Annotated in this window: 26 protein-coding genes and 1 tRNA gene; 11 read left to right on the top strand and 16 right to left on the bottom strand. The window is 59.9% G+C overall.

Annotation, left to right across the window (positions count from 1 at the left end; genetic code table 11):
• Positions 1-86 precede the first annotated feature (86 nt).
• Positions 87-1,040, top strand: coding sequence for a Dyp-type peroxidase (locus V6Z53_RS19290; protein ID WP_338586526.1), 954 nt, complete (start codon positions 87-89; stop codon positions 1,038-1,040).
• A 28-nt stretch (positions 1,041-1,068) separates the two neighbouring features.
• On the opposite strand, the gene V6Z53_RS19295 is transcribed toward V6Z53_RS19290, so the two are convergent.
• From V6Z53_RS19295 to V6Z53_RS19310, 4 genes are all read right to left on the bottom strand, one after another.
• Positions 1,069-1,143 (bottom strand) — tRNA-Gln (locus V6Z53_RS19295).
• Between the two features lie 260 nt (positions 1,144-1,403).
• Positions 1,404-2,267 (bottom strand): NmrA family NAD(P)-binding protein, encoded by an 864-nt coding sequence (locus tag V6Z53_RS19300; RefSeq protein WP_338581210.1) that lies wholly within the window; start codon positions 2,265-2,267, stop codon positions 1,404-1,406.
• 36 nt (positions 2,268-2,303) lie between these two features.
• Positions 2,304-2,843: a carbonic anhydrase gene (locus V6Z53_RS19305; protein ID WP_338581211.1), complete on the bottom strand. Its 540-nt coding sequence runs from the start codon at positions 2,841-2,843 to the stop codon at positions 2,304-2,306.
• A 15-nt stretch (positions 2,844-2,858) separates the two neighbouring features.
• On the bottom strand, positions 2,859-3,611 hold the full coding sequence (locus tag V6Z53_RS19310; RefSeq protein WP_338581212.1) for an SDR family NAD(P)-dependent oxidoreductase: 753 nt from the start codon (positions 3,609-3,611) through the stop codon (positions 2,859-2,861).
• Between the two features lie 187 nt (positions 3,612-3,798).
• Here V6Z53_RS19310 and V6Z53_RS19315 point away from each other — a divergent pair, with 187 nt between their 5' ends.
• Positions 3,799-4,719 (top strand): LysR family transcriptional regulator, encoded by a 921-nt coding sequence (locus V6Z53_RS19315; protein ID WP_338581213.1) that lies wholly within the window; start codon positions 3,799-3,801, stop codon positions 4,717-4,719.
• An 18-nt stretch (positions 4,720-4,737) separates the two neighbouring features.
• Here the strand turns inward: V6Z53_RS19315 and V6Z53_RS19320 are convergent, their stop codons facing one another.
• The 4 genes from V6Z53_RS19320 to V6Z53_RS19335 form a co-directional block, all read right to left on the bottom strand.
• Positions 4,738-5,781 carry a nitronate monooxygenase gene (locus V6Z53_RS19320; protein WP_338581214.1) on the bottom strand — a complete coding sequence of 348 codons (1,044 nt, stop codon included), beginning with the start codon at positions 5,779-5,781 and terminating at the stop codon, positions 4,738-4,740.
• Between the two features lie 22 nt (positions 5,782-5,803).
• Complete coding sequence (locus tag V6Z53_RS19325; RefSeq protein WP_338581215.1) at positions 5,804-6,193, bottom strand: tautomerase family protein; 390 nt, start codon at positions 6,191-6,193, stop codon at positions 5,804-5,806.
• A 107-nt stretch (positions 6,194-6,300) separates the two neighbouring features.
• Positions 6,301-7,818: a CoA-acylating methylmalonate-semialdehyde dehydrogenase gene (locus V6Z53_RS19330; RefSeq protein WP_338581216.1), complete on the bottom strand. Its 1,518-nt coding sequence runs from the start codon at positions 7,816-7,818 to the stop codon at positions 6,301-6,303.
• Between the two features lie 132 nt (positions 7,819-7,950).
• The gene (locus V6Z53_RS19335) at positions 7,951-8,577 is read right to left on the bottom strand and encodes an MOSC domain-containing protein (protein ID WP_338581217.1); all 627 of its coding nucleotides are present in this window, start codon (positions 8,575-8,577) and stop codon (positions 7,951-7,953) included.
• Positions 8,578-8,740: 163 nt separating this feature from the next.
• Here V6Z53_RS19335 and V6Z53_RS19340 point away from each other — a divergent pair, with 163 nt between their 5' ends.
• A complete protein-coding gene (locus tag V6Z53_RS19340; protein ID WP_338581218.1) occupies positions 8,741-9,628 on the top strand; it encodes a LysR substrate-binding domain-containing protein in 888 nt (295 codons plus the stop codon).
• 174 nt (positions 9,629-9,802) lie between these two features.
• Here the strand turns inward: V6Z53_RS19340 and V6Z53_RS19345 are convergent, their stop codons facing one another.
• The 4 genes from V6Z53_RS19345 to V6Z53_RS19360 are packed head-to-tail and all read right to left on the bottom strand — an operon-like array spanning position 9,803 to position 13,428.
• Positions 9,803-10,831 carry a nitronate monooxygenase gene (locus V6Z53_RS19345; protein WP_338581219.1) on the bottom strand — a complete coding sequence of 343 codons (1,029 nt, stop codon included), beginning with the start codon at positions 10,829-10,831 and terminating at the stop codon, positions 9,803-9,805.
• Positions 10,832-10,834: 3 nt separating this feature from the next.
• Complete coding sequence (locus V6Z53_RS19350; protein ID WP_338581220.1) at positions 10,835-11,389, bottom strand: cytochrome b/b6 domain-containing protein; 555 nt, start codon at positions 11,387-11,389, stop codon at positions 10,835-10,837.
• A 54-nt stretch (positions 11,390-11,443) separates the two neighbouring features.
• A complete protein-coding gene (locus V6Z53_RS19355; protein ID WP_338581221.1) occupies positions 11,444-13,117 on the bottom strand; it encodes a cation acetate symporter in 1,674 nt (557 codons plus the stop codon).
• Positions 13,114-13,428: a DUF485 domain-containing protein gene (locus V6Z53_RS19360; RefSeq protein ID WP_338581222.1), complete on the bottom strand. Its 315-nt coding sequence runs from the start codon at positions 13,426-13,428 to the stop codon at positions 13,114-13,116. The genes V6Z53_RS19355 and V6Z53_RS19360 overlap by 4 nt, the downstream gene beginning before the upstream one ends.
• Before the next feature lie 260 nt (positions 13,429-13,688).
• Between V6Z53_RS19360 and V6Z53_RS19365 the strand changes: the two genes are divergently transcribed.
• Complete coding sequence (locus V6Z53_RS19365; RefSeq protein ID WP_338581223.1) at positions 13,689-14,576, top strand: LysR family transcriptional regulator; 888 nt, start codon at positions 13,689-13,691, stop codon at positions 14,574-14,576.
• Here the strand turns inward: V6Z53_RS19365 and V6Z53_RS19370 are convergent.
• Complete coding sequence (locus V6Z53_RS19370) at positions 14,540-15,778, bottom strand: MFS transporter (protein ID WP_338581224.1); 1,239 nt, start codon at positions 15,776-15,778, stop codon at positions 14,540-14,542. The genes V6Z53_RS19365 and V6Z53_RS19370 overlap by 37 nt on opposite strands.
• Positions 15,779-16,110: 332 nt before the next feature.
• Here V6Z53_RS19370 and V6Z53_RS19375 point away from each other — a divergent pair, with 332 nt between their 5' ends.
• Positions 16,111-17,139: a D-cysteine desulfhydrase family protein gene (locus V6Z53_RS19375; protein WP_338581225.1), complete on the top strand. Its 1,029-nt coding sequence runs from the start codon at positions 16,111-16,113 to the stop codon at positions 17,137-17,139.
• A gap of 76 nt (positions 17,140-17,215) precedes the next feature.
• On the opposite strand, the gene V6Z53_RS19380 is transcribed toward V6Z53_RS19375, so the two are convergent.
• The gene (locus tag V6Z53_RS19380; RefSeq protein WP_338581226.1) at positions 17,216-17,677 is read right to left on the bottom strand and encodes a hypothetical protein; all 462 of its coding nucleotides are present in this window, start codon (positions 17,675-17,677) and stop codon (positions 17,216-17,218) included.
• 332 nt (positions 17,678-18,009) lie between these two features.
• Here V6Z53_RS19380 and V6Z53_RS19385 point away from each other — a divergent pair, with 332 nt between their 5' ends.
• Complete coding sequence (locus V6Z53_RS19385) at positions 18,010-18,510, top strand: GNAT family N-acetyltransferase (protein WP_338581227.1); 501 nt, start codon at positions 18,010-18,012, stop codon at positions 18,508-18,510.
• A 10-nt stretch (positions 18,511-18,520) separates the two neighbouring features.
• On the opposite strand, the gene V6Z53_RS19390 is transcribed toward V6Z53_RS19385, so the two are convergent.
• Positions 18,521-19,216 (bottom strand): class I SAM-dependent methyltransferase, encoded by a 696-nt coding sequence (locus V6Z53_RS19390; RefSeq protein WP_338581229.1) that lies wholly within the window; start codon positions 19,214-19,216, stop codon positions 18,521-18,523.
• Positions 19,217-19,412: 196 nt separating this feature from the next.
• Here V6Z53_RS19390 and V6Z53_RS19395 point away from each other — a divergent pair, with 196 nt between their 5' ends.
• The 4 genes from V6Z53_RS19395 (at position 19,413) to V6Z53_RS19410 (ending at position 24,768) form a co-directional block, all read left to right on the top strand.
• The gene (locus tag V6Z53_RS19395; RefSeq protein WP_338586527.1) at positions 19,413-20,606 is read left to right on the top strand and encodes a GAF domain-containing sensor histidine kinase; all 1,194 of its coding nucleotides are present in this window, start codon (positions 19,413-19,415) and stop codon (positions 20,604-20,606) included.
• Between the two features lie 185 nt (positions 20,607-20,791).
• Positions 20,792-22,090 carry a sialidase family protein gene (locus tag V6Z53_RS19400; RefSeq protein WP_338586528.1) on the top strand — a complete coding sequence of 433 codons (1,299 nt, stop codon included), beginning with the start codon at positions 20,792-20,794 and terminating at the stop codon, positions 22,088-22,090.
• Positions 22,087-22,698, top strand: a complete 612-nt coding sequence (locus tag V6Z53_RS19405; RefSeq protein WP_338581230.1) for a hypothetical protein — start codon at positions 22,087-22,089, stop codon at positions 22,696-22,698. The genes V6Z53_RS19400 and V6Z53_RS19405 overlap by 4 nt, the downstream gene beginning before the upstream one ends.
• A 33-nt stretch (positions 22,699-22,731) precedes the next feature.
• Positions 22,732-24,768: an LTA synthase family protein gene (locus V6Z53_RS19410; RefSeq protein WP_338581231.1), complete on the top strand. Its 2,037-nt coding sequence runs from the start codon at positions 22,732-22,734 to the stop codon at positions 24,766-24,768.
• A gap of 127 nt (positions 24,769-24,895) precedes the next feature.
• Here the strand turns inward: V6Z53_RS19410 and V6Z53_RS19415 are convergent, their stop codons facing one another.
• A complete protein-coding gene (locus V6Z53_RS19415; RefSeq protein WP_338581232.1) occupies positions 24,896-25,639 on the bottom strand; it encodes an SDR family oxidoreductase in 744 nt (247 codons plus the stop codon).
• A gap of 124 nt (positions 25,640-25,763) precedes the next feature.
• On the opposite strand from V6Z53_RS19415, the gene V6Z53_RS19420 reads away from it, so the two are divergent.
• A complete protein-coding gene (locus V6Z53_RS19420) occupies positions 25,764-26,681 on the top strand; it encodes a LysR family transcriptional regulator (RefSeq protein ID WP_338581233.1) in 918 nt (305 codons plus the stop codon).
• Positions 26,682-26,691 lie beyond the last annotated feature (10 nt).

Genomic DNA, 26,691 nt, shown 5'->3' on the forward strand with positions numbered 1-26,691 from the left:
TTGTGGAGCAACTGACGTCAATCCGATTTCTGCTAATGTCTTGCTACCTCATCCAACGCTCATGGAAACGTTCTATGACAACGCTGATGCCCATGGATAGCGAGACCCCCGAGCCACAATCGATCTGCAGCCCCATCACCCGCAGCGCGATTTTCATCGTCGCAACCCTGGTTCCCGGCAGCGATGCGGCCGAGAAAGTGCGCGGCTGGTGCGCCGATATCGCAGGCCTCACACGCTCGGTGGGCAAGCGTGTGCCCTCGGGCAATTTGTCGTGTATTTGCGGGTTTGGCGCCAGCGCCTGGGACAGCCTGTTCGGCGCCCCGCGGCCGGCCTCGTTGCATGCCTTTCGTGAGTTCGGCGTAGAGGGCCGTCGAGCTGTCGCGACGCCCGGCGATATTCTGCTGCACATTCGTGCCGAGCATATGGACCTGTGTTTCGAACTGGCGACGCAACTGCTCACAGCGCTTGGCGATGCGGTATCGGTGGTCGATGAAGTTCAGGGTTTTCGCTATTTCGACATGCGCAGCATCATCGGCTTCGTCGACGGCACCGAAAACCCGGTGGGTCGCAAGGCCGTCGACTTCACGATCGTCGGCAGTGAAGATCCGACGTTCACCGGCGGCAGCTATGTGCTGGTGCAAAAGTACCTGCACAAGATGGACGCGTGGAACGCCTTGTCCGTCGAGGCGCAGGAACGGGTCATCGGGCGAACCAAACTCTCCGATATCGAGCTCGATGACTCGGTCAAACCGACCAGCTCGCACAGCGCGCTGACGACCATCACCGAAGACGGGCAGGAAGTGAAAATCCTGCGCGACAACATGCCGTTCGGTCGCCCCGGCGCCAAAGAGTTCGGCACTTACTTCATCGGGTACGCACGCTCGCCCGCTCCGCTTGAGCAGATGCTGGAAAACATGTTCGTCGGAAAACCGCCAGGCAACTACGACCGTTTGCTGGATTTCAGCACGGCTGTGACCGGTGGTTTGTTTTTTGTGCCTTCAGCAGATCTGCTGGAAGAACTGGCGGATCGTCAGCCTTAGGGCATGAACATCCATCAGCTTTGAAAAATGGCAGGGGCGGCTGGATTCGAACCAACGCATGGCAGGATCAAAACCTGCTGCCTTACCGCTTGGCGACGCCCCTGTATCTGATACGAGCAATGCGAACGCTTGCTCCCCTTCACTGCATACGCCGTTGGCGCTGTGTGAAAGTGGGCGGAAATTTAACAACTTTTGTTACGTCTGGGAAGCCCCGAAGGAAAATTATTTTATTGAAAAAACAGCGACTTACTAAGAATCCGCTTGAGACCTCGCACCTTGCGTGTTTCACCCATGATTTCCCGGCGAGAAAAAACGGGCCGGACAGCCTTGCAGCGAACCCGACCCGTGTTCAACGACCCTCGCTTACGCCAACTGCGCCCGATGCTGTTCGATGAACTGCGCCGGTGTCAGCAACGCCTGCCCGATGATAGCCGTGCCGGTGCTGTCGAGGCCTTCCAGGCGCTTCTCGCGCTGGTCGATTTTCACCGCATTGAAATGCACGGCAAATGCAGGATCTGCGTCGATGCCAAGTTGCTTGACGAAGTCTTCGACAGAAACCTGTTCATAGCGCACAGGCTTGCCCAGCGTCTCGCTCAACAAACCGGCCAATTCTGCATGGCTGTATTCGATCGGGCCGTGCAGCGGGTACGCCTGGCCGCCGTGGCCTTCCGGTTTGAGCAGGATGTTGGCGACAATCAGTGCGATGTCGCTGGCGGCGAGCGGCGCGAAGCGGCTGTCGGCGTCAAACGGCGTCAGGTAGCGACCTTCACGGATGAACGGCGCAATGTAGAGCATCCACTGGGCGAAAAAAGTCACCCGCAGGTGCGTGGAGGGAATGCCGGACCAGGTAAAGATTTGTTCCGACATCCAGTGGTTCAACGTCGCCTGACTGCGGGCGTCGGGCCGCGACTGTTTGTGGGACATGTTGACGATGTGTTTGACGCCCTGCTCCTTCGCCGCCTGAGCGAACAGCGCTGCCGCTTCCACCAGGCCATCACTCAACGGATAACAGAAGTACGCGCCATCGACGTCTTCCATGGCGGGACGCAGGGATTTCAGATCCAGCAGGTTGCCGACGCAAATTTCGGCCCCCAAGTCCTTCAATTGCTGTGAACGTTCATCTTCACGACGAACCAGAGCCTTGACGCGATGGCCCTGTTCGAGCAGGTACTTGACGGTCGGGGTGCCCGTATCGCCGGTAGATCCGGTAATCAAAAAGGTTTTCATGGTCTGTCTCCAATACAAAAAAGTGAGGGTGTTGGTTTATTCGGTTCTCAGCGGGCCGGCAGGCACCACCGTGTCGATTCGGCCGGTGGCCACGTCGTAGACCAGACCCGTGACGGTGAAGCCGCCGGGCAGGTTTGGATTGGCCTTCAGTGCCGCCACATCCACCGCGACCGCTTTGTAGGGATCGTCGATTTCCAGTGCCGCCAATTCCTGTGGCGCAACACCCATGTGTTTCGCCAGTAGTTCGGGGGCGTGGTGCAGGCAACCGGTGATGCCGCAGTCGGTGTGATGCAGGAGGATCAGGTTCCAGCCCTCTCCGACCTCAGAACCACCGACCCGCGAAACGGTGCGCAGGATGGCCATGGTTTCCAGCAGTGCCGGGTTGACCCGGCCGCCGACATTGCGGATCACCGCGGCCTCACCGGGCTTGAGCTGAAGAACATCCATCGGGTCGACTCTGGGGTCGACGCAACCAATGATCATGGTTTTGCGCGACGGGATAATCTTCAGGTCGGCAGAAAAATCCAAATTCGCAAACGCCGCATTGCGCTGGGCAAGGGTCTGTAGAAAGTCCATGAATCACCTCAAGGTTCAGTTAGTCGAATGGCGTTGCGGCAGCCGGGTGGACATCATCGACTGGACCTTTTGCGGGTCAGCGGTAAAGGCTTGGTAGATGCCGCGTGTCTGGGCGCCGGCGATGACCTCGTCGTTGGTCCCGGCTTCGATGGCGTTCAGGGCGTCGGTGACAACCTCAAGCGGACTCAGGCGCGGCTCCGGCAGTTTGGCGCCCATGTCCGTTTCGGTTTGCACGGCCAGCACACCAACGACTTGCGTACCTTGCCCGGCCAGTTCGGCGCGCAGACTGCGGGTCAGTGACAGGCCAGCAGCTTTGGACGCCGAATAGGTTGCGGCCATCGGCAGGCTGATCAGCGACAACATCGACAGCATGTTGAGCACCGCGCCACCGGTCTGCGCCAGGACCGGCGCAAAGGCACGGGTCAGCGCCAGAGGGCCGAAGTAGTTCACTTCCATCTCCAACCGGGCGTCTTGCATATCCGGGGCGGAAATGGCGCCATCGAACGCGGCATACCCGGCGTTGTTGATCAGGAGCGTGATATCGCTGGCGACGCTGGCCGCCGCAGCGACTTGGTCGGGATCAGTCACGTCGAGAGGCAGCGGCACCAGACGCCGATCGCCATTCTTGAGCAGCTCGGCCAGCGAGGCGGTGTCGCGAGCGGCGACGTAGACTTTGGCCACACCGCGCTTGAGCAGTTCTTCGACGAAGGTGCGGCCGATGCCGCGATTGGCGCCTGTCACCAGGGCAATGGAGTTTTCGATGTTCATGGTGGATTCCTGTTGGAAAGGGTTGGGGCCGCTCGGGGAAGCGTGCTGCTTCGTCGCCGATGGACCCACTATCCCTTCCCGCCGGAACGTCCGGTAGCGGTCGATTTCGGCTAACATCTATCCTGATTCCGCATTAATCGACGCTTACGCGCACGCGCCGCCACGGCTCGCTCGCACAGGAAACGGCATGCCTTTGAAAGACATCCTCAGCTTGCGGCTGTACACCCGCGTGGCTCACCTGGGCAGCTTCTCGGCGGCTGCACGCGAGAGCGGACTCACACAATCCCAGGTGTCGCGAATGATTGCCGAACTGGAGGCGGGACTCGGCGCGCGACTGCTGTCACGCACCACCCGCGCGGTGGTCCCGACCGAGGCCGGCCTGGAGTTTCTGGCGCGCATGGAGCCGATCCTCGCCGCCCTCGACGATGCCGAAAACAGCGTGCGTGAAACCGGTGAGTTACGCGGCCTGCTGCGCATCGGCATGCCTTCGACCATGGGCATCCGCGTGGTGATTCCGAGGCTGTCCGCCTTCACCGAACGTCACCCCATGCTGCACCTGGAACTGATGCTCGAAGACAAATGGCAGGACATGGTCAAGGAAGCCGTCGACGTCGGCATCCGTGTGGGCACTCTGCCCGACCTGTCCGGGACCGCCCGGCTGATCGGCACAATGCGTCGAGTGATCGTGGCCTCGCCGGACTACCTGACGCGCCACGGCACGCCCAGCACCCCCGAAGAACTGGAACGGCATCGCATCGTCGGCGGTCCGGCCGGTGCGCATGTCTCTTCCTGGCAATTGGAGCACGACGGCCAAATGGCGTCGGTCAACCTCAGCCCGCAGTTTTCCACCAACGACACCGCCGGTGCGCTGGCAGCCGCCGCAGGGGGACTGGGCATCGTCTCAACAACGTCCTGGGCTTGCCGACTGGAGTTGGAGAACGGGTCATTGGTACAGCTTCTGCCGCAGTGGAAAATGGCCGAGCTGCCGGTGCATGCCTACTTTCCCATGGGCCGCACCACGCGCCTGGCGGCGCGCGCGTTTGCCGATTTTCTAGCCAGCGAACTGGCCAGTGATCCTCGGCATTTTGATTCGTCCGATAAACGCTGACGGTGGATCGAATTCGGCCTACATCTCGGCGGCGAGCAACTTCACCAATGCCGCCGCCGGCATTTCCCGAACCAGTGGCGCGCCCTGCCCGGCCCACTGCACGGCGAAGTCAGTGTTGGCCTTGCCCGCTGCCGCAGCGTTGAGCGCTTTGTTGGCGTCGTAGGCGATGGGATAGTCCGGCAATGCCGGGGCATTCGCCTCAAGGCTGGTGAAGTTGCGATTGACCATGCCCCGGGCAGGACGACCGGAAATGACGCTGGTGACTTTGGTCTGGTGCGCACGCGGGCCTTTCAGGGCTTCGCGATAGGCGTTGTTGGCGGAGGATTCGGGGCACAGGATAAACGCCGTGCCCAACTGCGCAGCGCCGGCGCCCAGTTGCATGACGGCGTTGATTCCGGCGCCGTCCATGATCCCGCCCGCCGCGATCACCGGCAGCCCACACGCCTCGGTCAGCACACGCACCAGGGCAAACGTACCCATCTCGCTGTCCTGCTGTGGGTCGAATACCCCGCGATGTCCACCGGCTTCATAACCTTGCGCCACCAGCGCGTGCACGCCGGCACGCTCCGCCGCTTGCGCTTCGGCCAGATTCGTCACGGAACACAACAGCACGATGCCGGCGTCCTTGAGCGCATCGATGGCAGGTTGCGGCGGCAAGCCGAAGTGGAAACTGACCACCGCCGGTTTTTCGTCCAGCAGCATGTGCAGCATGTCGGTGTCTTCGACGAACGAGGTGTAGATCTCGCGCAGTGATGCTGGCGCTGCTGCGTCGAACTCGGCAAAGAACGGTGCGAGGAAATTCAGCCACTGCGTTTCGCGCTCGGCGTCCGGCACGGCAGGTTCATGGCAGAACAGATTCACGTTGAATGGCTTGTCCGTCAGCGCCGCCGTCTCGCGCAACATCGCCCGCGCCTGCTCGACATTGCTCGCGCCGATACCGATGGCACCGAGGCCGCCGGCATTGGACACCGCCGCGGCGAGTCTCGGTGTGGAAACACCAACCATTGGCGACTGAAGGATCGGCAGTTCAATGTTCAACAGCGATAACAGAGGATTGGACATGACGGCACCTGATGAGTGAGCGTTATAGCTCTGCGGTTAAGAATTGCGCACGGCCACGGCCGAACGACCAGTCTGCATCGCTGTTTTCCACCAGCGAGACAATCAGATCGTCCGGTGACAAATCGCAATCGACTTGCAGCTGTTCGGCCAGCAAGCGATAAAACTCGACTTTCTGCGCCTGTGAGCGCGGTCGCGAAATCACCGTCAGCAACACCACGTTGGCGGAGCGCGAGTAACCCAATCCGGTGTCGTGCAGGATCAACTCCCCCGCACGGTGCTGCGTGACGCTTTGGTATCGATCACTGAACGGCACGTCAAACGCCTGGACCATGGCCTGGTGCGCCCCATCCAGCAGGGTGCGCAGTTGTTCATCGGTGCGGCCCTGGATGATGTCGAACTTGAGCAATGGCATCGCGATTCACCTTGGAAAAAATTGGGAGCGAAGAGCTCGCCCCCCGGGACAAATGAACAGCGTGCAAGCCCGCGCCAGCACGCCTTCCAACCCGAAAACGTCAAAGTCTATTTGGAAGTCGGCATGGCAAACTCGGCACCCTTGGCGATGCTGTTCGGCCAGCGTTGCATGACCGACTTCTGCTTGGTGTAGAACCGCACCCCTTCTTCGCCATAAGCGTGCATGTCACCGAACAGCGAGCGCTTCCAGCCGCCGAAACCGTGCCACGCCATCGGCACCGGAATCGGCACGTTGATGCCGACCATGCCCACCTGAATGCGCGTAGCGAATTCACGGGCGATATGGCCGTCGCGGGTGTAGCACGCGGTGCCGTTGCCGAATTCGTGGGCGTTGACCAGATCGACCGCCTCGGCGAAATCCTTGACTCGCATGCACGCCAGCACCGGTCCGAAGATTTCCTCTTTGTAGATTTTCATCTCGGGGGTGACGTGATCGAAAATAGTGCCACCGAGCCAGAAGCCTTCGGCGCAATCGGCACCGGCCTGCGCGCCATCAAAGCCACGACCGTCCACCAACATCTCGGCGCCTTCGGCGATGCCTTGTTCGATGTAGCCGGTGATGCGTTGCAGCGCGGCGGACGAAACGATCGGGCCCATTTCGGCGGTCAGGTTCATGCCTTCCAGAATCTTCAGCGTGCGGGTGCGCTCCACCAGTTTCGGCATGACCGTGTCGGCCACGTCGCCGACAAACACCGCCACCGAAATCGCCATGCAGCGCTCGCCGGCCGAACCGAACGCCGCGCCAATCAGGGCGTCGACCACTTGATCGATATCGGCGTCAGGCATCACCACCATGTGGTTCTTCGCACCGCCCAGTGCCTGCACACGCTTGCCGTGGCGGGCGCCGGTTTCGTAGATGTAATTGGCAATCGGCGTCGAGCCGACAAAGCTCACGGCTTTGACTTCAGGGTGATCGAGCAGCGCATCCACCGCTTCTTTATCACCCTGCACCACGTTGAACACGCCGTCGGGCAACCCGGCTTCCTTGAACAGCTCGGCGATCAGCAGCGAGGGCGAAGGATCGATCGGGCTCGGCTTGAGCACGAAGGTGTTGCCGCAGGCGATGGCTACCGGGAACATCCACATTGGCACCATCACCGGGAAGTTGAACGGCGTGACGCCTGCCACCACACCCAAGGCCTGGCGCAGGGTCCAGTTGTCGATGTTGGTCGAGACCTGTTCGGTGTAGTCACCCTTGAGCAGTTGCGGGATGCCGCAAGCGAATTCGACGACTTCGATGCCACGCGTCACTTCGCCCTGGGCATCGGTGAACACCTTGCCGTGCTCGCGGGTGATCATCTGCGCCAGCGTGTCGCGGTGCTCGTTGAGCAGCGCCAGGAACTTGAACATGATGCGCGCGCGGCGCAGTGGCGGCGTGGCCGACCAGGCGGGGAACGCCGCTGCGGCCGACTGCACCGCCGCGTCGACTTCCGAGACATTGGCCAAGGCCACAATGCCGGTAACCGAACCGGTGGCCGGGTTGGTGACGTTCTGCGCGCGACCGGAATTGCCCGGCACGGCGCGACCGTGAATGTAATGTGCGATGTCTGCTGGCTGGTTGCTCATGGCGGGTGTCCCCTGGTGGTGGATAAGAGCCATCTCTTTTTGTTGTGAGGCCGGTGGCTGTTCAACGCCCCGACATCGCCAAAGTAGGCCCGCCAATGAATCATGTAAAATGATGATTAATGATCTTATGGATCATATTTCGTGAACACGTTTCTGCAGCCACTTCGCCCGCTCACCCAGACGCCGCTTCCAGTCCTCAGCCAGCCCAGCAGTGGCCGCCAGTACCAGCAAATCGTCGATGACAGGCCGATGCGACAACTGCACCTGCCAGAACTGGTCGATGGAAAAGCGTTCGCTGTGCCGCTCCAGCAGTTCGATCCGGTCCCCCGCTTCAATGAACCCGGGCTGAATGACCCGGTAATACCAACCGGTGATCCGCTCTTTGGCGACAAACATCGACATGTGTTCGGCATCGAAGCGGTGATTGATTTTCCAGCACGGGCTGCGCGGTTGGGACACCTGCAACACCGCGCTGCCGACCTGGAACACGTCACCGATGTGCACGTTGAGTTCCGATAGGCCCAACGCAGAAATATTCTCCCCGAGGCTGCCCGCCGTCAGTTCCGGTGCGCTGTATGGGAAGGCCTGAGCCAGACGTTCATAGTTTTGCGCCGCGTACTGATGGACTGCTTTTTCCGGACCGCCGTGCACGCGGGTATCGCCATGCTGGTCGCCGACGATTCCATGATTCTCTACGCGGACCGGTCCTGCGTGCCGTTGCTTGAAGATGCCCGTTTGCTGCCCTTCAGGTTTCAACAACCCCAAGCCTCCTGCAAACACATGGTCAATTTTTGAAGTCAATTTCATGGTCGATCTACGCTCGTTTCATATCGTTTCAAGCACTTTACTAATCCGCAGAAAAGCTCGTAAAGTGATCATTAAATATATCCACAATCACTTTTCATGATGGGTGGTAACGAACATGGAAATGCGCCAACTGAAGATTTTCTGCGCCGTGGCCGAGTTGGGCAGCTTCACCGCAGCGGCGGTGCAGGTGAATACGGTGCAGTCCAACGTGACCATGCGCGTGAAAGAACTGGAAGCCGAACTCAACCGCGAGCTGTTCATCCGCAAGAAATCCGGGGTCGTGCTGACATCGGCGGGCGAAACCTTCCTCGGTTACGCGCGGCGCATCCTGCAATTGACCGAAGAAAGCCGCAGCGCGCTGATGGACACGGGCAGCCCGACCGGCCTGCTGCGCCTGGGCTCAATGGAGACCACCGCCGCTATTCGCTTGCCGCAAGTGCTGACCAAGTACCGCGAGCAGTTTCCCGAGGTGCAGTTGTCGCTGCTGACCGGCACCACGGTGGAGCTGATCAAGGCGATTGAAGCGCATCGGCTCGACGGCGCGTTCGTCGGCGGTTTCCACCAGAATTCGGCATTGGCCCAAGAGGAAGTGTTCAACGAAGAATTGGTGCTGGTCAGCAGCAACCAATTCGAAACACTGCCCGCGCTGATCGAAAAAATGCCCCAGCAAACCGTTTTGGTTTTCCGTACCGGGTGCTTCTATCGCTCGACACTGGAAAACTGGTTCTATCAGGTGGGGCTTGTGCCGAACCAGATCATGGAACTGGGCACGCTGGATGGCATTCTGTCGTGCGTCGCGGCGGGCATGGGCGTGACGCTGTTGCCCAAGGCGATCGCGGAAAATTGCAGTGTTCGGCATGCGATTCGCTGCCACACGTTGCCGGCGGAATTCGCTAACGTTTCTACGGTGTTCATTCGCCGCAATGACACGATGATCACCTCGGCGATGAGTGCGTTCATTGGGTTGGCGCAGCAGCAGATTGCCCGGCCGGCGGCGGTATAAATCAGAAACTGTGGGTCGGGTCAGTCAACACTCTTATCGACTGACCTGACGCCTTCGCGGGCAAGCCCGCTCCCACAGTTTTTGTGTCGACTGCAATGTTTGTGAACGACATCAACCCTGTGGGAGCGGGCTTGCCCGCGAAGGGCCCGCCCATTCAACATGGATGCCGGCTCACTACCAGCCGAGCGACCTTCTCTGCTCATTCAAAAACCGCCCGGTCGCGGCATAGTCGGTGACGCCAATCTCCGCGACCGACGACCGATCCGGCACATCCAACAAACCACGAGCCAGCTCCGCCACCCGTTCCGCCGCCGGCACAACGCTGTGAATCTTGCCCACACCCTGCCCCGCATACAGCGACAACTTCTCGGCCATCCGCGGCTTGTCGATCGCCCGGGCGCCGCCGCCGATGAAGCGCAGCAGGTTCCATTTGTCCCGGTTGGGGATCACCCGGTGCGGCGTGCCGTAGGTCCAGCCGAACGAATAACCGGTGCGGTACTCCGTGTCGTCGGTGGTCGCCTCGACGATTTTTTGTTTGTACAACGGATGGGCGTTGGATTCATCGGTGGCAATGAACGCCGTGCCCACCACCACCCCGGATGCGCCGAGCGACATCAGCGCCCGCACGTCGTCGCCGTGGGTGATGCCACCTGCCGCCAGCACCGGTCGCCCTTCCGAAACAGCAAGGATCGAGGTGAGCAACGGCATGATGCCGATCGTGCCTCGATTGAGATGCCCGCCGCTTTCACTGCCCTGGGCGATGATGATGTCCGCGCCTTGGGCGATGGCGATGTGGGCCAGCTCTACCGACCCCGCTTGCACCATCACGATCAACCCGGCGTCCTTGGCTCGGGGAATCATGTCGGCGGCATACTTCTCGGCGTAGAACAGCGATAGCAGCTTGGGCTTTTCCTTGAGGATCACCTGAAACTGCGCTTCGAATACATCCGGGCCACCGAACTGCGGCACCAGGTTCACCCCGAAGGGCTGGTCGGTCAGTGCGCGGGTTTCCTGTATCCAGCGGCGCAAGGCCAAGGGCGGCAGGCGCAAGCCACCGATAACGCCCATGCCGCCGGCATTGGCCACCGCGCCCACCAGTTGCGGACCGGAAATCGCCGCCATGCCGCCGAGAAAAATCGGGTACTTCACGCCGCAGAGCCGGGTGATGGCGTTACCGGCAAAATCGAATCTGTCCTGGTTCATGACTCACAGCTCCACATGTTTGCCCAGCATCCGCTTGAGCGTGTTGTTCTTCAGGAGAAAGTGATTTTTTACTGCGCCGAAAATATGCAGCGCGAGCCCTGCGAGAAACGCCGAGGCGCCGATGTTGAACAGCACGTCGACCACATGCTTCAACGCCTCATTGACGGGCAGGATTGCCGGAATCCACAAGCCGCCGGGCAGTTCCACGACTTCGCCGGCAGCAGAGCGTGATGCCCATACCGCGATCGGCAACAGCACCATAGCCAGTGCGAGCGACACCGCCACCGAGCGGCTGATGATCACTTCGATAGGGTTCGGCGTGCCCACCGGCAGCGGATGGTAAGAGGTGATCCGCGCCCAGAACCGGTAAGACGAGACGAGGAACAGAATCAGACCCAGCAGGTTTTGCAGCCTGCCGAGTTCCAGTTGCTGTGCCGCGCTGGAGGCTTGGCCGATAAACAATTGCAGGCCGAAAATCGCCAGCAGCGCAAACGCCACGACCCAGTGCAGGGCGACGGTGATGGGTGAAAATCTCAGGCCATTGTCTCGAAGTTGCATGGCTGACTCCTTTTGCAGAGTGCGCAAATCAGGAAAGGATTGACCGCGAAGGTCTTAGTGGTTGACCGCCTGCGCGGCGCCGAGCCCGGTCTGGGCGCGGATCAACTGATCATCGAAACGCTCGCGCTCAAGCCCTGCCCCATGGCTGCGATCAGTGACCGAGCCCAGCCAGGTGAACAGGAACGCCACGTTCATCGAAATGATCGCCGGGTAGTCATAGGGGAAAATCGCGTCGGCATTGCCCAGCACTTTGACCCACACGGCCGGCGAGAGAATGACCAGCCCGACCGCACTCACCAGCCCGGCGACACCGCCGATCAACGCGCCGCGAGTGGTGAGCCCTTTCCAGTACATCGAGAGCACCAGGATCGGGAAGTTGACCGAGGCCGCCACACCGAATGTCAGCGCCACCAGGAAAGCGATGTTCTGGTCCTTGAACAAGATCCCCAATACCACCGCGACAATACCGATGCCCACCGAAGCGATGCGCGATACGCGGCGTTCGTCCTTGGCCTCGGCCTTGCCCTTTTTAACCACCATCACATACAAGTCGTGAGAGATCGCCGAGGTGCCGGCCATGGTAAGCCCGGACACCACCGCCAGAATCGTCGCGAACGCCACGGCGGAAATGAAGCCCAGCAGCAGATCGCCGCCCACGGCTTTGGCCAGGTGCATCACCGGCATGTTGCCGCCGCCGATCAACTTGCCCGCCAGATTACCGCCCTCGTAGAAGGCCGGGTCTTGCCCGACGATCACAATGGCCGCCAGGCCCAGCACCGCCACGATCAAGTAGAAAAAGCCGATGAAGCCCGTGGCGACGAACACCGATTTGCGTGCCTGCTTGGCGTCCGGCACGGTAAAGAAGCGCATGAGGATGTGCGGCAGTCCTGCCGTGCCAAACACCAGTCCAAGCGACAACGAGATCAGCGACAGCGGGTCAGCTACCAGTTTGCTCGGCAGCAGAATCCGCTCGCCATCGCGGTGCGCGGCCACCGCTTTTTCGAACAGCAGATCGAAGGAAAAGCCGAACTTGCTCAGCGCCAGAAACGCCAGCAGCGTCCCACCCACCAGCAGCAACCCGGCCTTGATGATCTGCACCCACGTGGTGGCGACCATGCCGCCAAAGGTGACATAAACCGCCATCAGCAAGCCCACGGCGATCACTGCATAGTTGTAAGGCAGACCGAACAACAGTTGAATCAACTGCCCTGCCCCGACCATCTGCACCACCAGATAAAAACACACCACCGTCAGCGAGCCGAAGGCCGTCATCGTGCGGATGCGGTTTTGATCGAGGCGAAAAGAAGCGATGTCAGAGATGGTAATGCGCCCCAGATTGCGGATGCGCTCGGCGAACAGAAACAGCAGCAACGGCCAGGCGACAAAGAAGCTGATCGAGTACAGCACGCCATCGAAGCCGTTGAAGAAGATCATGCTGGTAACGCCCAGCAACGCGGCCGCCGACATGTAGTCACCGGCCAGTGCCAGACCGTTCTGGAAGCCGCTGATACCACCGCCGGCCGTGTAGAAATCGTCCATGGATTTGGTTTTGGAGGCGGCCCAGTACGTGATGCCAAGCGTCGTCACGACGAAGACCAGGAACATGCTGATGGCAGTAATGTTGATCGGCTGTTTTTCGACGCTCTGGATAACGTCGCCGGCCATGGCGCGAGCGGCGAATACGCACAGCAGCACGGGCAGGATGAGGTTCACAAGGATGCGTTTCATACGATGGCCCCCGCGCGGATTTCTGCGGTGAGGTCATCGAACTCGCCATTGGCGCGATGGATGTAGAGCCCGGTAAACAACCAGGCGCCGACAATGAACACGGCACCTAAAGGCCAACCGATGCTGATGATGCTGGTGGCGGAAAGCTTCGTCGCTAGTAGCTGAGGGGCGAAGGCGGCGACGAGGATGAACGTGAAATACGGGACAAGGGTTGCAGCGGTAAGACTGGCGACGAATCTTCGCTGCCGTGAGACCAAGTCCTTGTACCGGGGGTGGTTACGGATTCTGGCTGACTCAGATGCATGATTCACGTTGACTCCGTGTAGCAGTGGTTGCGTTATTGTTGTTCCACAGCCTCAGATTCAGACTCGATCCGCCACTGGCTGCGGTATCTGTGCCCCTTCAACCTATGCCCGCCTCTTGATCATGTAAAATGATCATTTATGATTCCATTGATCGTTTTTGGTGAATCAAAAGCCGCCGTTTGCTTGTCTTTCCAAGACGCCAGCCCTAATCTCTTCCATGCTTCAGATACACAGCTGGCTATTACTTTTTGAGATAGGTGAGTTCGATGGATGTTACGGATCTCAAGGTGGTGGATGCGGTGGCGCGCCACGGCAGCATGAACAAGGCTGCGAGCGAGCTGAACACCGTGCAGTCCAACGTGTCGGCGCGGATTCGCTCGTTGGAGGACGAGCTCGGCGTCGCGCTGTTTCAACGCAGCGCCAAGGGTGTGCAGGTGACGCCTGCGGGCCGGCGTATCCTGCCCTTCGCCGCCCGCCTTTCGAAACTGCTGCACGATGCTTCCAGCGCCGCCCGCGATGACGGCCATCCCAAAGGCGTGCTTGAAATCGGCACGCTTGAAACCACCCTCGCCCTGCGTCTGCCGCACCTGATCGCCCGGTTTGCCAAGGCTTATCCCGAGGTTCGCCCGGTGGTCCGCACCGGCACCACGTGCAGCCTGATCCAGGGCGTCATCGACTGTAAGCTCGAAGGTGCGTTCGTGGTCGGACCGGTCAATCACCCGGAGCTGCACACTGAAGTCGCCTTCCGCGAAGAACTGGTGCTGGTCACCTCACCGGCCCTGCACCGCCTGGAAGATGTCGCCGGCATCGACAACCTGAAGACCGTGGTGTTTCGCCTCGGCTGTTCCTATCGCCAGCGTCTGGATACGCTGTTGACCAGCCTCGGCGTACTCGCGCCCGAGCCGCTGGAATTCGGCTCGATCGAGGCGATTATTGCCTGCGTGTCAGCCGGGGTCGGGATTACGTTGTTGCCCAGAGGCGTGATCGCGAACGCTGCACGCGAGGGATTGGTGGCCGTGCACGAACTACCCGCCGAATTGGCGGAAGTGGAGACAGTGTTCGTGCGGCGCCTCGACGGTTACCTCTCCAGCGCGCTGGCCACCTTTCTGCGCGGCGTTCATCTGGAGGGCGCTGTAGCGGCCGAGACTGCATAGAAGCGACTTTTCACCCAGCCGTTGATCCCGGCGCTCACTACCAGCAGCGCGCCGGTCACCAGGAACACGTGGTGCAATCCGAAATGCGCACCGATCTGGCCACCGATCAGCGGCCCGATCACCTGCCCGGAAAACTGCGCCGATTGCAGATAGCCGAGGATTTTTCCGGTGTTGTGATCCTCGACCGATTGCCGGATCAGCTTGGCAATGGCCGGCAGCAGCCCGGCGATGGTCATGCCCATCAGCCCACGCAACACCGCCAGTTGCCACCACTGCGTGACGAAGGCCTGGGGCACCATGACGATGCCGGTCAACACCAGGCAACCGATGATCACGTTCCAGCTGCCGACCCGATCGGCCAGTGCACCGAGTTTCGCGGCGGTCAGAATGCTGCCCAGCGCCGAGCAGGCCATCACCACGCCGGCGATCCGCGCTTGATCATCAAAGGCCACGCCCAAGTGTCCGATGTAGACGGTGATGATCGGCTCGATCGACATGTTGGCCAGCAGCACCATCATGGCCGTCATCAGCAGCGCCCCGATGATCGGCCAGCGAGAACTGACACCTTCGACCGGGGATTTTTTGTCGCGCCGGGCCCCGTCCGTCCCACGATCGAAGTCCTCGCGGATCAGCGCGATGGTGGTGATCGCCGCGACAGCGATCATCGCGCCGCCAACAAAAAAAGTGCCACGAATACCCACCAATTGCGGGAGAAATCCTCCCACCAGTGGCCCGATCAGATTGCCGGACAACGCTCCCGTCGACAGTACCCCCAGCGCCCAACCGGCTTTTTCCCGAGGGACCTGAGAGCCGATCATCACGATCGAAGCCGATGCGTAGCCGCCAATGAGCCCGGCGATCAGGCGCAACACCACCAGATCGGTGACGTCCCGCGCCAGCCCGATCAGCGACATCACGATCGCCATGCCGATGGCCGCGCGAACCAGCATCGGTTTACGCCCAAAACGATCAGCCAACCGGCCCCAGAGTGGCGCGGTAATCGCCGTGCCAAAGAACGTTGCGCCGAAAGCCACGGCCGACCACTGCACCACATCGGCCTGTTCGGTGACGCCCAGTTGTTGCACATAGAGCGGCAGGAACGGCAACAGCATGCTCAGGCTTACCAGCGTGGTGAACGAACCGAATACACAAACAGCCAGGTTGCGACGCCAGTAGGAAAGATTGCGATCGGCATAATTCACGTGAACAGGTGCTCCGGCGGACGAATTTGAAGTGATTCGCCGCCGACACTACGCGCGAGCAGATATCTCAAGAAGCGAATTAATCAGACAGCACCTATCTTGGATAGTGATATGCACCCGATCACTGTAGGAGTGAGCCTGCTCGCGATGACGGTCTTACGGCCACAGCGTATGTATCGGATGTACCGGCCTCTTCGCGAGCAGGCTCACTCCTACAGGGTTTTGATTACACGGTGTATCAACAGTAATTCCCGGATGACCGTATATCTTCACTTTGGGGCTTTTTACAGTGGCCGACGCACTGCGTTCTTTCACTCCACGAGCGAACCTTCATGCCCCACGATTTGAATCATCTTGATGCCGCGCTGGCCGCTTACCCACGGGTGGCATTGCTCGAAGGCCCGACACCGATCCAGAAACTGTCCCGATTGAGCCGGTTGCCCGAACTCAATGGCTGCAACCTCTACGTCAAACGCGATGACCTGACCGGACTCGGCGGTGGCGGCAACAAGCTGCGCAAACTGGAATTCCTGCTCGGCGAAGCACTGGCCGAAGGCGCCGACACGCTGGTGACCTGGGGCGGTTTTCAGTCCAACCATGCACGACTGACCGCTGCCGTGGCGGCCCGCCAGGGCCTGGCCTGCGAGCTGATTCTGACCCCGTCCGCCGTGCGCACCGATGACGACTTTTGCCACAACGGCAACGTCCTGCTGGACGGACTTTTTGGCGCGAAGGTTCATCGGCTACCTCGAGGGGTGATGCCGGATGCCTATGCGGCGCAGTTGGTCGAGAAGCTCAAGAGCCTGGGTAAAAAACCCTTTGTCATGCCGTTGGGCGGTTCCAGTCCACGGGGCAGCCTGGGTTATGCCGCGTGCGCGGCCGAAATCCTGCGCCAGGCTGACGCGCTGGGCGTGCAATTCGAGCGAATCATCGTGCCCAATGGCAGCGCCGGGACGCACTCGGGACTGCTGGCGGGTGTCACCCTGGCCGGAGCGACGACGCAGATCCTCGCCTATTCGGTACTGGCGACCGAGGAGCAGGCCACGTCCACGACTCTGGAAAAAACCCGTCAGGTTTTGCAGCTGCTTGATAAGTCCACAACGCTGGCCGACAGCGCGATTCGCGTGGATGGCAGTCAACGCGGCGAGGCCTATGGCGCGCCGACCGAAACGATGCTCGAAGCTGTACGCCTGCTCGCGTCCCAGGAAGGCTTGCTGACGGATCCGGTCTACGGCGGCAAAGCCTTCGCCGGACTGCTGGCCGCCGTGCGCCGGGGCGATTACCCGGCGGGTAGCAATCTATTGTTCGTGATGACCGGTGGCCTGCCCGGCCTGTTCGCCTATCGCAGCGCATTCGACTGACAGGTATTTCAGCGGCCATAAAAAAACCTCCCCGGGCGCGAACCCGGGGAGGTTTTTTTACAGCCGTATCGAGTGATCAGCCCTGGGCTTTGCTCATTTTGGTGAACAGTTCGGTCGGTACTTTCTTGCCGTTGGAGGTGAACTGGTTGGTGCGGAATTTGTAGACTTCGCCTTCGGAGAGGAAACCGTCGTTGTTGGTGTCCATCGCCTTGAACTCTTCACCGCCCTGTGGGGCAACGGTCAGCAGTTCTTTCAGCGAAACGCGACCGTCGTGGTCGGTGTCGGTACGGGCGAACGAAGCGTCGCCGCACTTGCCTTCACCGCATTTGCCTTCACCGGCCTTGGTCACTTTGGCGCCGGATTCTTCAGCGCCACATTTACCTTCGCCACACTTGCCTTCACCGGTCTTTTCGGCGGCGGCCAGTTGGTAGCCCTGGGGCAGCGCTTCTGCGGCAAAAGCGGTGGAAGCGAGGTTCATGCTGCCGGCCAGTGCAACAGCGATCAGGCCAATACGGGATTTGTTCGACATACGGGACATGGTGATTCTCCGGATTACTGTGTGCGGCCAGGCCGCTAAGGTCATTGCCACTAAGGGCGATAAGCCGTGGTGCGAGGCGCGTTTGCTTTCTCGCTAAGGCAGGGCTATTTGACTGCAGCCGTGTATCCCGGATGTATCCGGTTCGAGGGGCATTTGTAAGCCAGTCTCCGTACGGCGGGTTCGGATACACAGCGATACACACGCCCCGGACCTTGTTTGCGCAGGCTGCCTGCACGAGATAACACCTCAGGAAAATTGACGAGGCACCTGGCGTTTTCTAAGGTGACGTCGCAATCGTCTGCGTTCGGCCTAAAGCACAGGAGGTGTGATCAATGAAGCCATTCAGAGTGCGCGAGCTGAGCATTACGGATAGCGAAGCGTTGCTGGCCTTCGAAATTCAGAACCGCGAATGGTTCGAATCCCATATCGATGCGCGCGACCCTGCCTTTTACACACTGACGGGTGTCGCCGAGCATATTGAATGTTACTTGTCCGACTTTGCCATCGGCGCCTGGCATCCGTTTGTCATCGAAAGCGACAACGGAGAAATCGTGGGTCGAGCGAACTTGAAAAGCATTGACTCAGCGAACAGCACTGCAGAGGTAGGTTATCGGATCGATCAGCGCGCTTGCGGTCAGGGTTTGGCGACACTGGCGCTCAAGCATCTGATCCAGGAGGCACAGATGCGCTGGGGGCTTACGCAATTGGTTGCTTATGTTTATGAGGCGAATATCGGCTCGAAGAAAGTACTGGGCCGGTGCGGGTTCTTGCTTGAACCGCCAGCTACAAGCGCCAAGGCCGGGGACGAACGCCGATTCGTCCTTTCGATCTAGATAATCGGGCTCAAGCCAGCAGTTCGGTAATCCACCGGGCCTGCCGGGCAAGGTCTTGCACCTTGTCCTCAGGCACGGCCTGCCGCGCATGGGCGAAGCTGGCTAGCGTCTTGTGCTTCTGATGCAACATGCGCCGCCATTTGTCCAGGAACGCCGGGCTGCGGGCCTGCATCTGTAGCGGACCGAAGTACAGTTCCTCGTCGGTGTACTCCACCGGCCCGGCACGCTCGGCGACGATGATTTCGTAGTCGAAGCGGTTTTCCCGCAGCAGTTCCTCGCAGAGGATGCGGTAGCCATTGTCCATCAGCCATTGGCGCAGTGGCTGCTCGCCGCCGTTGGGTTGCAGGATCAGGCGTTCCTGACCGCTCAGGCGCGCCTTGCCGCTGTCAAGGATGTCGCGGATCGTCTCGCCGCCCATGCCGCAGATGCTGATTGCGGTGATCTCGTCTGCCTGCTCGATCGCCGCCAGGCCGCTCGCCAGTCGCACGATGATTTGCTGGTCCAGGCCATTTTCACGCACCGTGCGTTCGGCGGCGCTAAACGGCGTCAATGCCACCTCGCCCGCCACCGCCGCCGCAATGGCGCCACGGCGCATCAACGCCACTGGCAGGTAGCCGTGATCCGATCCGATATCGGCCAGGCGCGCACCTGCCGGCACATGCGCCGCCACGCGTTCCAGGCGCATGGACAATGTCTGTTCGTTCAACTGCAGCCCCTTTTCACCACGCACGTCCGGTACCTTTGGCCGGATGGGGCGCGATTCTGTCGAGCAATGCCGCGTATTACAACTTTATGCGACCAAGACCATGGTTCTAACCCAATTCGCCCCCCACATCTCGCTGGTTGGCCAGGTTGGCGAATTAGGGATACGCTGGTCAATCTCCTTTCTGAATCGCTATTCCATGACCAACCCAGAGTTTTCACTAGACGTTGACGCCATCAGCAGCATTGATGCTGTGCCGGTGATCTTGAGCATGGTCAAACATCTCACCGGGATGCGTTTCGCGGCGGTGGCGAGAGTCACGGAAAGGAGTTGGGTGGCATGCGCCGTCGATGATTCCATCGATTTCGGGTTGAAACCCGGTGGTGAACTGGTGCTTGAGTCGACCATCTGCCATGAGATTCGGCAACACCGACAGCCCGTGATTTTCGGTCACGCCAGCGCCCATCCGGTTTTTTCGTTGCACCATACTCCCAGGACTTATGGGCTGGAGAGCTACATCTCCATTCCCATCATCAGAGCCAACGGCGATTTTTTCGGCACCTTGTGCGCCATTGACTCGGTGCCTGCGAACCTGGATGAGCCCGCCATTGCCCAGACCCTCACACTCTTCGCCCAATTGATCGCGATGAGTCTCGACACTCAGCACCGGTTGGCAGAAACGAAGGCCGAGTTGGTCAACGCCAATGAGCTGGGGCGGCTGCGCGAGCAGTTCATCGCCGTGCTCGGGCACGACCTGCGAACGCCATTGAGCGCAATTCGCATGAGTGCCGATCTGCTGGAAACCAAAACAACGGACAAGCGATCCCTGAACCTGATTTCGGCCATTCGCAACAGCTCGATACGCATGGGCGTACTGATTGAAAATGTTCTCGATTTTGCGCGCGGACGGCTGGGAAGCGGGATACCGATCCAGCGCAAACTGGTCGATGACCTGGAGCGCACCCTGCGTTTGACCGTAGAAGAGGTGCAGGCCTCTGTTCCCCAGGCAAACCTTGTACCGCAGTTGAACCTGCCGGCGGGCGTCTATTGCGACGCCCTGCGTATCAGCCAGTTGTTATCCAATCTTCTGGGGAATGCGATTACCCACGGTTCCGTTGCGGAGCCGGTCAACGTGCGGGCCTGTACCGAGGGTGAAGAGGTGGTTATTTCCGTCACCAATCAGGGTGCGCCCATTCCTGCTCAATTAATCCCGCTGTTGTTTGAGCCTTTTACCCGATCGGAAGCCGGGCAACGCGGTGAAGGCTTGGGACTGGGCCTTTACATTGCCTCCCAGATTGCCACCGCCCATAACGGGACCTTGAGTGTCTCCTCGACGCGGGAGACGGGAACCTGTTTTGTCGCAAGATTTCCGGCTCAATTCCGATGGGTTTGAATCAACAATCAAGTGCATCCCTCTGATTGCAATCGTGATTCATCCCGCTGCGAGCCAGTTCACCAACGTCGCGATCAGACCGGAAAACATTTACTTACAAATAAACCGCTCGCTAAAAATCGGGCCAGCGACTACAAGTGATAGGTTACGCCTCCTGATCGGGCCATGAGATGCCTAGCCTTAATATGCGCATCAAACTTCCCGGTATACCTGCTCTCGGTGCTTATCTGGCACTGTCGTGCCTCTTTGCGGCCGCATGGTTCGCCAGTCCTGCCAACACGCACTCTTCCTTTGCATTGATGAAGCCAGTGCTGGCCGTGGCCGATCAAGTGGCCAAGCCCATTTATACCAGCCGTTTCGCCTCCTCCGGGCTCGTCGACTTCGTGCACTCCTCAGCCGTGACAGCTTTGCCTGACGGTAGCTTGATGACAGCCTGGTTCGCCGGCACGCGTGAAGGCGCCGCCGATGTGCAGGTGCGTTCCGCCCGCTTCGATGCAAAAACCGGCGAATGGGGTGCCGAACAGGTATTGGCGACTCGGGATTCAACCCAACAGGGCACGCAAAAATACATTCGCAAGCTGGGCAACCCGGTGATTGCTCTGGCGCCGGACAATCGCCTATGGCTGTTCTACGTGTCCGTGTCCATGGGTGGCTGGGCCGGGAGTGCGGTGAACGTGATGGTTTCCGACGACTTCGGTGAACATTGGTCCGCTCCGCGCCAACTGATCACGTCGCCCTTTCTGAACATCAGCACCCTCGTCCGGTCGGCACCGGTTTTTCATGCCGACGGCTCCATCGGTCTACCGGTCTACCACGAATTCCTGGGTAAGTTCGCCGAGTACCTGTACTTGAGCGCTGACGGCAATGTGATCGACAAGTACCGCATCAGCCACGGCAAGAACTCACTACAACCCACCGTGGTTCCGCTGGACGGGCAGCGCGGCATCGCCTTGTTGCGTTATGCCGGCAACACCCACCACCGGGTTTTGGCCACCCGCACTGAAGACGCCGGGCAAACGTGGAGTGAACCGTATCCGCTCGAGCCATGGAATCCCAATTCCTCGCTGGCGGCCGTCGCAACCCCCGAGCATGGCTTGCTGGTAGCGCTCAATGACCTGCAAGAGGGGCGTTTCAAGCTAAGCCTTTATGGCACGGACGCAAAAATGGACGATTGGCGCTCGTTGCGTGACCTGGACAAGTCGCCTGATCCAGAGGGCGATCCGTTCTCACCCGAGGCCTACAAGGAAATCATCGGCAATGAGTTCCGCGGTTCCAGTGGAGCGCTGCGCCAACCGCTGGCGGCGCAATTTCTCGACAACCTCGATAAGCGCGTCTGCAAAAGCAAAGGGTGTGAGTTTGAATATGAATACCCCTACTTCATTCGTAGTCCAGACGGCATGTATCACTTGGTTTACTCCTGGAACAACACGTTCATCAAGCACGTCAGCTTCAACGAAGCGTGGCTGTCCGAGCGTCTCAAATGATTAACCTCTGGCAAGCCCATGTCAGCTTCGCGATGATCAGCTTCCTGCTGCTGCCGTCTTTTGGTTTGAACAGGGCCTGGCGAATCGCCCTGCTGGTCACCTTGCTGGCCACCAGTTTCATACCCGTGGACGGGTTGTCGTTGGCCGTGTATTTGCGCAGCCACATTGACGACCTGGCGATCACGACGCTGATATTCATGGCGTGGGGTTGTCAACGGCGGCTGGGCTTCTTGCCGCCAGCGCAGCAGGACAGGAACTGCGTATTGATCCTATTCGCCGCGTTGGCGCTGGTGTTGTACCCGGCAACCCTGGGTCTAAGTGATCTGGACCCTTATCGGTTTGGCTACAGTCCGCGTCCGATGCTGATTTTCTTCGGCCTGCTGACATTGGGTCTGTTTTACCTGCGCAACGGTCTGGCTGTCGTGATGCTGGCCGGCGCGACCCTGGCCTTCATCGCCGGGATCAAACCTTCGCAAAACTATTGGGATTACCTGGTTGATCCGCTACTGGGCTTGTATTGCTGCGCGGCACTTGTGCTGCTCTTAGCACGCTGGACGTATGGCTTCCTGAACAAGCGACGCGGCTCAGTGCGCAATCGAACGGCTTGAGATTCAACAAAACTTTTTAACAGGGGAACATGGATGGGTTGGCTGCATTCGAGACGTTTGCACTATTGGCTGGGCGCAACAGCGATTCTGTTTGTGCTGTTTGCCCTGCTACGGGTGGTGTTCTTTTTCGGCTTTTCCGGTTTCGACGCCAAAGCCCTGATCGACCAGGATGCGGTCCTGGAAACCCTGGGCATCGGCTTTCGTTTCGATCTGCGCCTGGCCATCCTGGTGATGCTGCCGCTGGCGTTACTGGCCTCGATTCCTCGCTGGAACCTAGTCAACAGCCGTCTGCTCCGCCTGATCGCACGCGTATACATTGTGCTGGCCCTGGGTGCCCTGCTGCTGGTCTACATCATCGATTTCGGGCATTACGCTTACCTGGGCGTGAGGATCAACGCCACCGTCCTGCGCTTCATCGATGATGCACAAATATCCCGTGACATGGTCTGGCAAACCTACCCGGTTGTCTGGATTTCCCTGGGTTGGCTGGCAACAGTCGCGTTGGTGACACTGGCGCTGGTGCGTCTGGAACGCGTGACGCTGGACCGCCCCCGCAAGCCCATTCACCCGCTCTCCGCCACATGGGGTGGTGCGGTGATGCTCGTGGTGGTGTTGCTGGGCATTTTAGGTCGTGTCGAGCACATGAACCTGGAAAACCCTGTGCCGTTGCGCTGGAGCGATGCTTTCTTCTCGGGCAATAACCAGATTGCCGCACTGGGCCTGAACCCGGTGATTTTCCTCTATGACACGGTCAAGGTCGGCCAGTCGCGCTATGACGAAGCGCAGGTGCGCAAACTTTACCCGGTCATGACCAACTACCTGGGCGTCGATCAGCCCGACGCGCAAACCCTCAACTTCGTACGTCACCAGGCACCGCAACCCTACAAAGTACCGGGTTCCCGGCCGCCGAACGTGATGTTCGTCATGCTCGAATCGCTGGGCACCAGTGCCGTCGGCGCCTATGGCAACCCGATCAATCCGACACCCAATCTCGATCGCCTGGCCACGCAGAGCTGGTTCTTCGAACACTTCTATGTGCCGGTGACGGGGACCGCTAAAACTGTCTGGGCCAGCATTACCGGGATTCCGGATGTCACGCGCCAGGAATCGGCAACGCGTAACCCGTTGATCACCAAACAGCACTCCCTGATCAATGCCTTCACCGGCTACGAGAAGATCTACACCATCGGCGGTAACTCCGGCTGGGCCAACATGAATGCCCTGATCCGGCAAAGCATCGACGGCGTTCGCTTGTTCGAAGAGCGGGACTGGAAATCCCCGGTGGTGGATGTCTGGGGGATTTCGGACCTGGACCTGTTCAAGGAAACCGACCGCATCCTGCAAGCGCTGCCCATGGACAAACCGTTCTTTGCGTATGTGCAGACTGCCGGTAACCATCGCCCTTTCACCATTCCCAAGACAAATGACGGATTCGAGGTCAAGCACCCTACCCTCGAAGAAGTCCAGGCCGCAGGATCGCGCAGTGTCGAGCAATACAACGCCGTGCGCCTGCTGGACTTCAACATCGGACGCCTGATGGAAATCGCCAAGGCTGGCGGCTACTACGACAACACCATTTTCGTGCTGTTTGGCGACCACAACACCCGTATCGCCCAGATCCCTTACCTGGCCCCGGCCTATGAGCAACTGGGCCTGGAAAGCAATGCGGTGCCGATGATCATCCACGCCCCGGGCTTGCTCGGGACGCGCAAGGTCGAGGAAGCGGTTGGTCTGGTGGACTTGCTGCCAACCGTGGCGGGCATGGCCGGTCTTGAGTTCCGCAACGGCGGCATGGGGCGTGATATCCAGCAGCCTGCGCCCGAAGGCGAGCGCGTGGTACCGCTGGTGCTGCGCGAGGGTACGTTCCCGTTGATTGCCGGCGTGACTCAACATTACATGGTGCAAATGGAGCACGACGGCAGCTCGCCTTCGCTCCACGACCTGGCGTCGAAGACGCCGCTGGACAACGTGGCAGAGCAAAACCCTGAAGAGTTCAAGCGCCTGGTGGAGTTGACCCGCGCCATGCATGAAACCTCAAGGTTGATGCTGTATCAGAACGTGCGCGAGTAACGACCAGTACCAACGCAGCCGGGGTGATGGAAGGCCACACCTGCGCAGACAAGCCATAAAATCAAAAGGCCCCGGCACTTCGCAGTGTCCGGGGCCTTTGGCGTTGTATTGAACCGGTCAGGTTTTTTTAAAACTCCTGAACGGTCGGGCGCAGCACCACTTCGCTGATATCCACTTCAGCGGGCTGTTCGATCGCGTAGGCAATGGCCCGTGCAACAGAGTCCGCCGGGATAGCCTGCTTGTAGAACTCATTCACGTTGTTCGAAGACGCTTCGTCCGCGCTGCCGTACTTGAGTTCCGAGTCCACCGCGCCGGGGGAAATCAGGGTCGTGCGGATGTTACCGCCGACTTCCATGCGCAGACCTTCGGTGATGGCCCGGACCGCGTACTTGGTGCCGCTGTACACCGTGCCGCCCGGCGCGAACACCTTGATCCCGGCCACCGAGGCGATGTTGATGATGTGTCCGCTGTTTTGCTGTTGCATGTGTGGCAAGGCGGCGGCGATGCCATAGAGCACACCCTTGATGTTGATGTCGATCATCCGGTCCCACTCATCCGTGCGCCCCTGAGCCATGGGTGCAATCGCCATCAGGCCGGAGTTGTTGACCATCACGTCGATACGGCCGAACCGTTCGACCGTGGCCGCGACGAGCGCCTGCACTTGCGCCTGCACCGTGACATCGGTCGCAACGGCCAGCGCTTCGCCACCGGCGGCACGAATTTCTTCGGCAATCACTTGCAACCGCTCTTCACGCCGCGCTGCCAATACGACCTTGGCGCCGCGAGCGGCCAGGTGACGGGCGGTGCTTTCACCCAGTCCGCTGCTGGCGCCAGTGATAACCACAACTTTGCCGCTGATGTTGTTGCTCATGTTGATCTCCTTACACCTGGAAAAGAGCAGAACGATTTCTGCATGGCCCGGAGTATGGAAAAAAGCTTTAGTGAAATGAATGGAATAGATAGGATTTCGGAATTCCAGAAATAGGAACAATCCCATGCTCAATCGCACCGAACTGCTCCGTATATTCTGCTGCGCCGCCGAATCAGGCAGCTTTCGCGAAGCGGCCAATGCCTTGGGCATCTCACCGCAGGCCGTGACCCGCGCGATCAAAGAGCTGGAAGGCATGTTTGGCGAGCCCTTGTTCCATCGCAACACCCGCCAGGTGCAGATCAGTGCGTTCGGGGAGCGCCTGGCGGAGCAGGCGCGCCCGGCGTTGAGCGGCATCGAGCAGCTATTCAGCCAACACAGTCGCGCCCGTGATCAGGAAGTGAAAGGTCGGGTGCGGATCACCGTGACGCAGTCAATCGGCCACCGCATGTTGGTGCCGCTGCTGGCTCCGCTGCTGCGTGAACATCCTGAAATCGAACTGGACCTGCGTGTGAACGATGTGATGGTGGACGCCGTCGATGAAAAAATCGACATAGGCATTCGCGTCGGCTTTGTCCGCGACCGCAGCTACATTGCCCGCGTGATCGCGCCCATCGGTTTGCAGGTCGTGGCGACGCCGGAGCTGGTGCAACGCTGCGGCCTCCCCGCCAGTCCACTCGATCTGCAACGCCTGCCGTTATCCGCGCTGGTCGACCGCAACAACGGCCGCATCTGGCCTTGGTACTTTGCCGATGAGCAACAGTTCGTGCCCAGTCAACCCGCCTTTACCTGCGATGATCAGGAAGTCGAGTGCGAAGCTGTCCTCTCGGGCCTGTGCATCTCCCAACTTCCCGACTACCTGATCACCACACACCTTGCCAGCGGGCATCTGATCGCTCTGCTGCCGCACTGTGCGCCTGTTCCGTTGGAGTTGTTCATCTACCGCCCCCAACGCGGCCCGGTGCCTGCGCGGGTACGGCTGGTGTATGACCACTTGGCCCAATACCTCAAAGGTGTTTTTGATGAGGTCGATCATGCGCGCTGATTTTCCTGGC

The organism is Pseudomonas sp. MAG733B (assembly GCF_036884845.1).
In the GTDB taxonomy this organism is placed as follows: Bacteria; Pseudomonadota; Gammaproteobacteria; order Pseudomonadales; family Pseudomonadaceae; genus Aquipseudomonas.

Coding starts and splice junctions, on each gene's coding strand:
- V6Z53_RS19290 (WP_338586526.1), top strand. CDS start 87: ATGCCCATGGATAGCGAGACCCCCGAGCCACAATCGATCTGCAGCCCC.
- V6Z53_RS19300 (WP_338581210.1), bottom strand. CDS start 2,267: ATGAAAACCTTTTTGATTACCGGATCTACCGGCGATACGGGCACCCCG.
- V6Z53_RS19305 (WP_338581211.1), bottom strand. CDS start 2,843: ATGGACTTTCTACAGACCCTTGCCCAGCGCAATGCGGCGTTTGCGAAT.
- V6Z53_RS19310 (WP_338581212.1), bottom strand. CDS start 3,611: ATGAACATCGAAAACTCCATTGCCCTGGTGACAGGCGCCAATCGCGGC.
- V6Z53_RS19315 (WP_338581213.1), top strand. CDS start 3,799: ATGCCTTTGAAAGACATCCTCAGCTTGCGGCTGTACACCCGCGTGGCT.
- V6Z53_RS19320 (WP_338581214.1), bottom strand. CDS start 5,781: ATGTCCAATCCTCTGTTATCGCTGTTGAACATTGAACTGCCGATCCTT.
- V6Z53_RS19325 (WP_338581215.1), bottom strand. CDS start 6,193: ATGCCATTGCTCAAGTTCGACATCATCCAGGGCCGCACCGATGAACAA.
- V6Z53_RS19330 (WP_338581216.1), bottom strand. CDS start 7,818: ATGAGCAACCAGCCAGCAGACATCGCACATTACATTCACGGTCGCGCC.
- V6Z53_RS19340 (WP_338581218.1), top strand. CDS start 8,741: ATGGAAATGCGCCAACTGAAGATTTTCTGCGCCGTGGCCGAGTTGGGC.
- V6Z53_RS19345 (WP_338581219.1), bottom strand. CDS start 10,831: ATGAACCAGGACAGATTCGATTTTGCCGGTAACGCCATCACCCGGCTC.
- V6Z53_RS19350 (WP_338581220.1), bottom strand. CDS start 11,389: ATGCAACTTCGAGACAATGGCCTGAGATTTTCACCCATCACCGTCGCC.
- V6Z53_RS19355 (WP_338581221.1), bottom strand. CDS start 13,117: ATGAAACGCATCCTTGTGAACCTCATCCTGCCCGTGCTGCTGTGCGTA.
- V6Z53_RS19365 (WP_338581223.1), top strand. CDS start 13,689: ATGGATGTTACGGATCTCAAGGTGGTGGATGCGGTGGCGCGCCACGGC.
- V6Z53_RS19375 (WP_338581225.1), top strand. CDS start 16,111: ATGCCCCACGATTTGAATCATCTTGATGCCGCGCTGGCCGCTTACCCA.
- V6Z53_RS19380 (WP_338581226.1), bottom strand. CDS start 17,677: ATGTCCCGTATGTCGAACAAATCCCGTATTGGCCTGATCGCTGTTGCA.
- V6Z53_RS19385 (WP_338581227.1), top strand. CDS start 18,010: ATGAAGCCATTCAGAGTGCGCGAGCTGAGCATTACGGATAGCGAAGCG.
- V6Z53_RS19395 (WP_338586527.1), top strand. CDS start 19,413: ATGACCAACCCAGAGTTTTCACTAGACGTTGACGCCATCAGCAGCATT.
- V6Z53_RS19400 (WP_338586528.1), top strand. CDS start 20,792: ATGCGCATCAAACTTCCCGGTATACCTGCTCTCGGTGCTTATCTGGCA.
- V6Z53_RS19405 (WP_338581230.1), top strand. CDS start 22,087: ATGATTAACCTCTGGCAAGCCCATGTCAGCTTCGCGATGATCAGCTTC.
- V6Z53_RS19410 (WP_338581231.1), top strand. CDS start 22,732: ATGGGTTGGCTGCATTCGAGACGTTTGCACTATTGGCTGGGCGCAACA.
- V6Z53_RS19415 (WP_338581232.1), bottom strand. CDS start 25,639: ATGAGCAACAACATCAGCGGCAAAGTTGTGGTTATCACTGGCGCCAGC.
- V6Z53_RS19420 (WP_338581233.1), top strand. CDS start 25,764: ATGCTCAATCGCACCGAACTGCTCCGTATATTCTGCTGCGCCGCCGAA.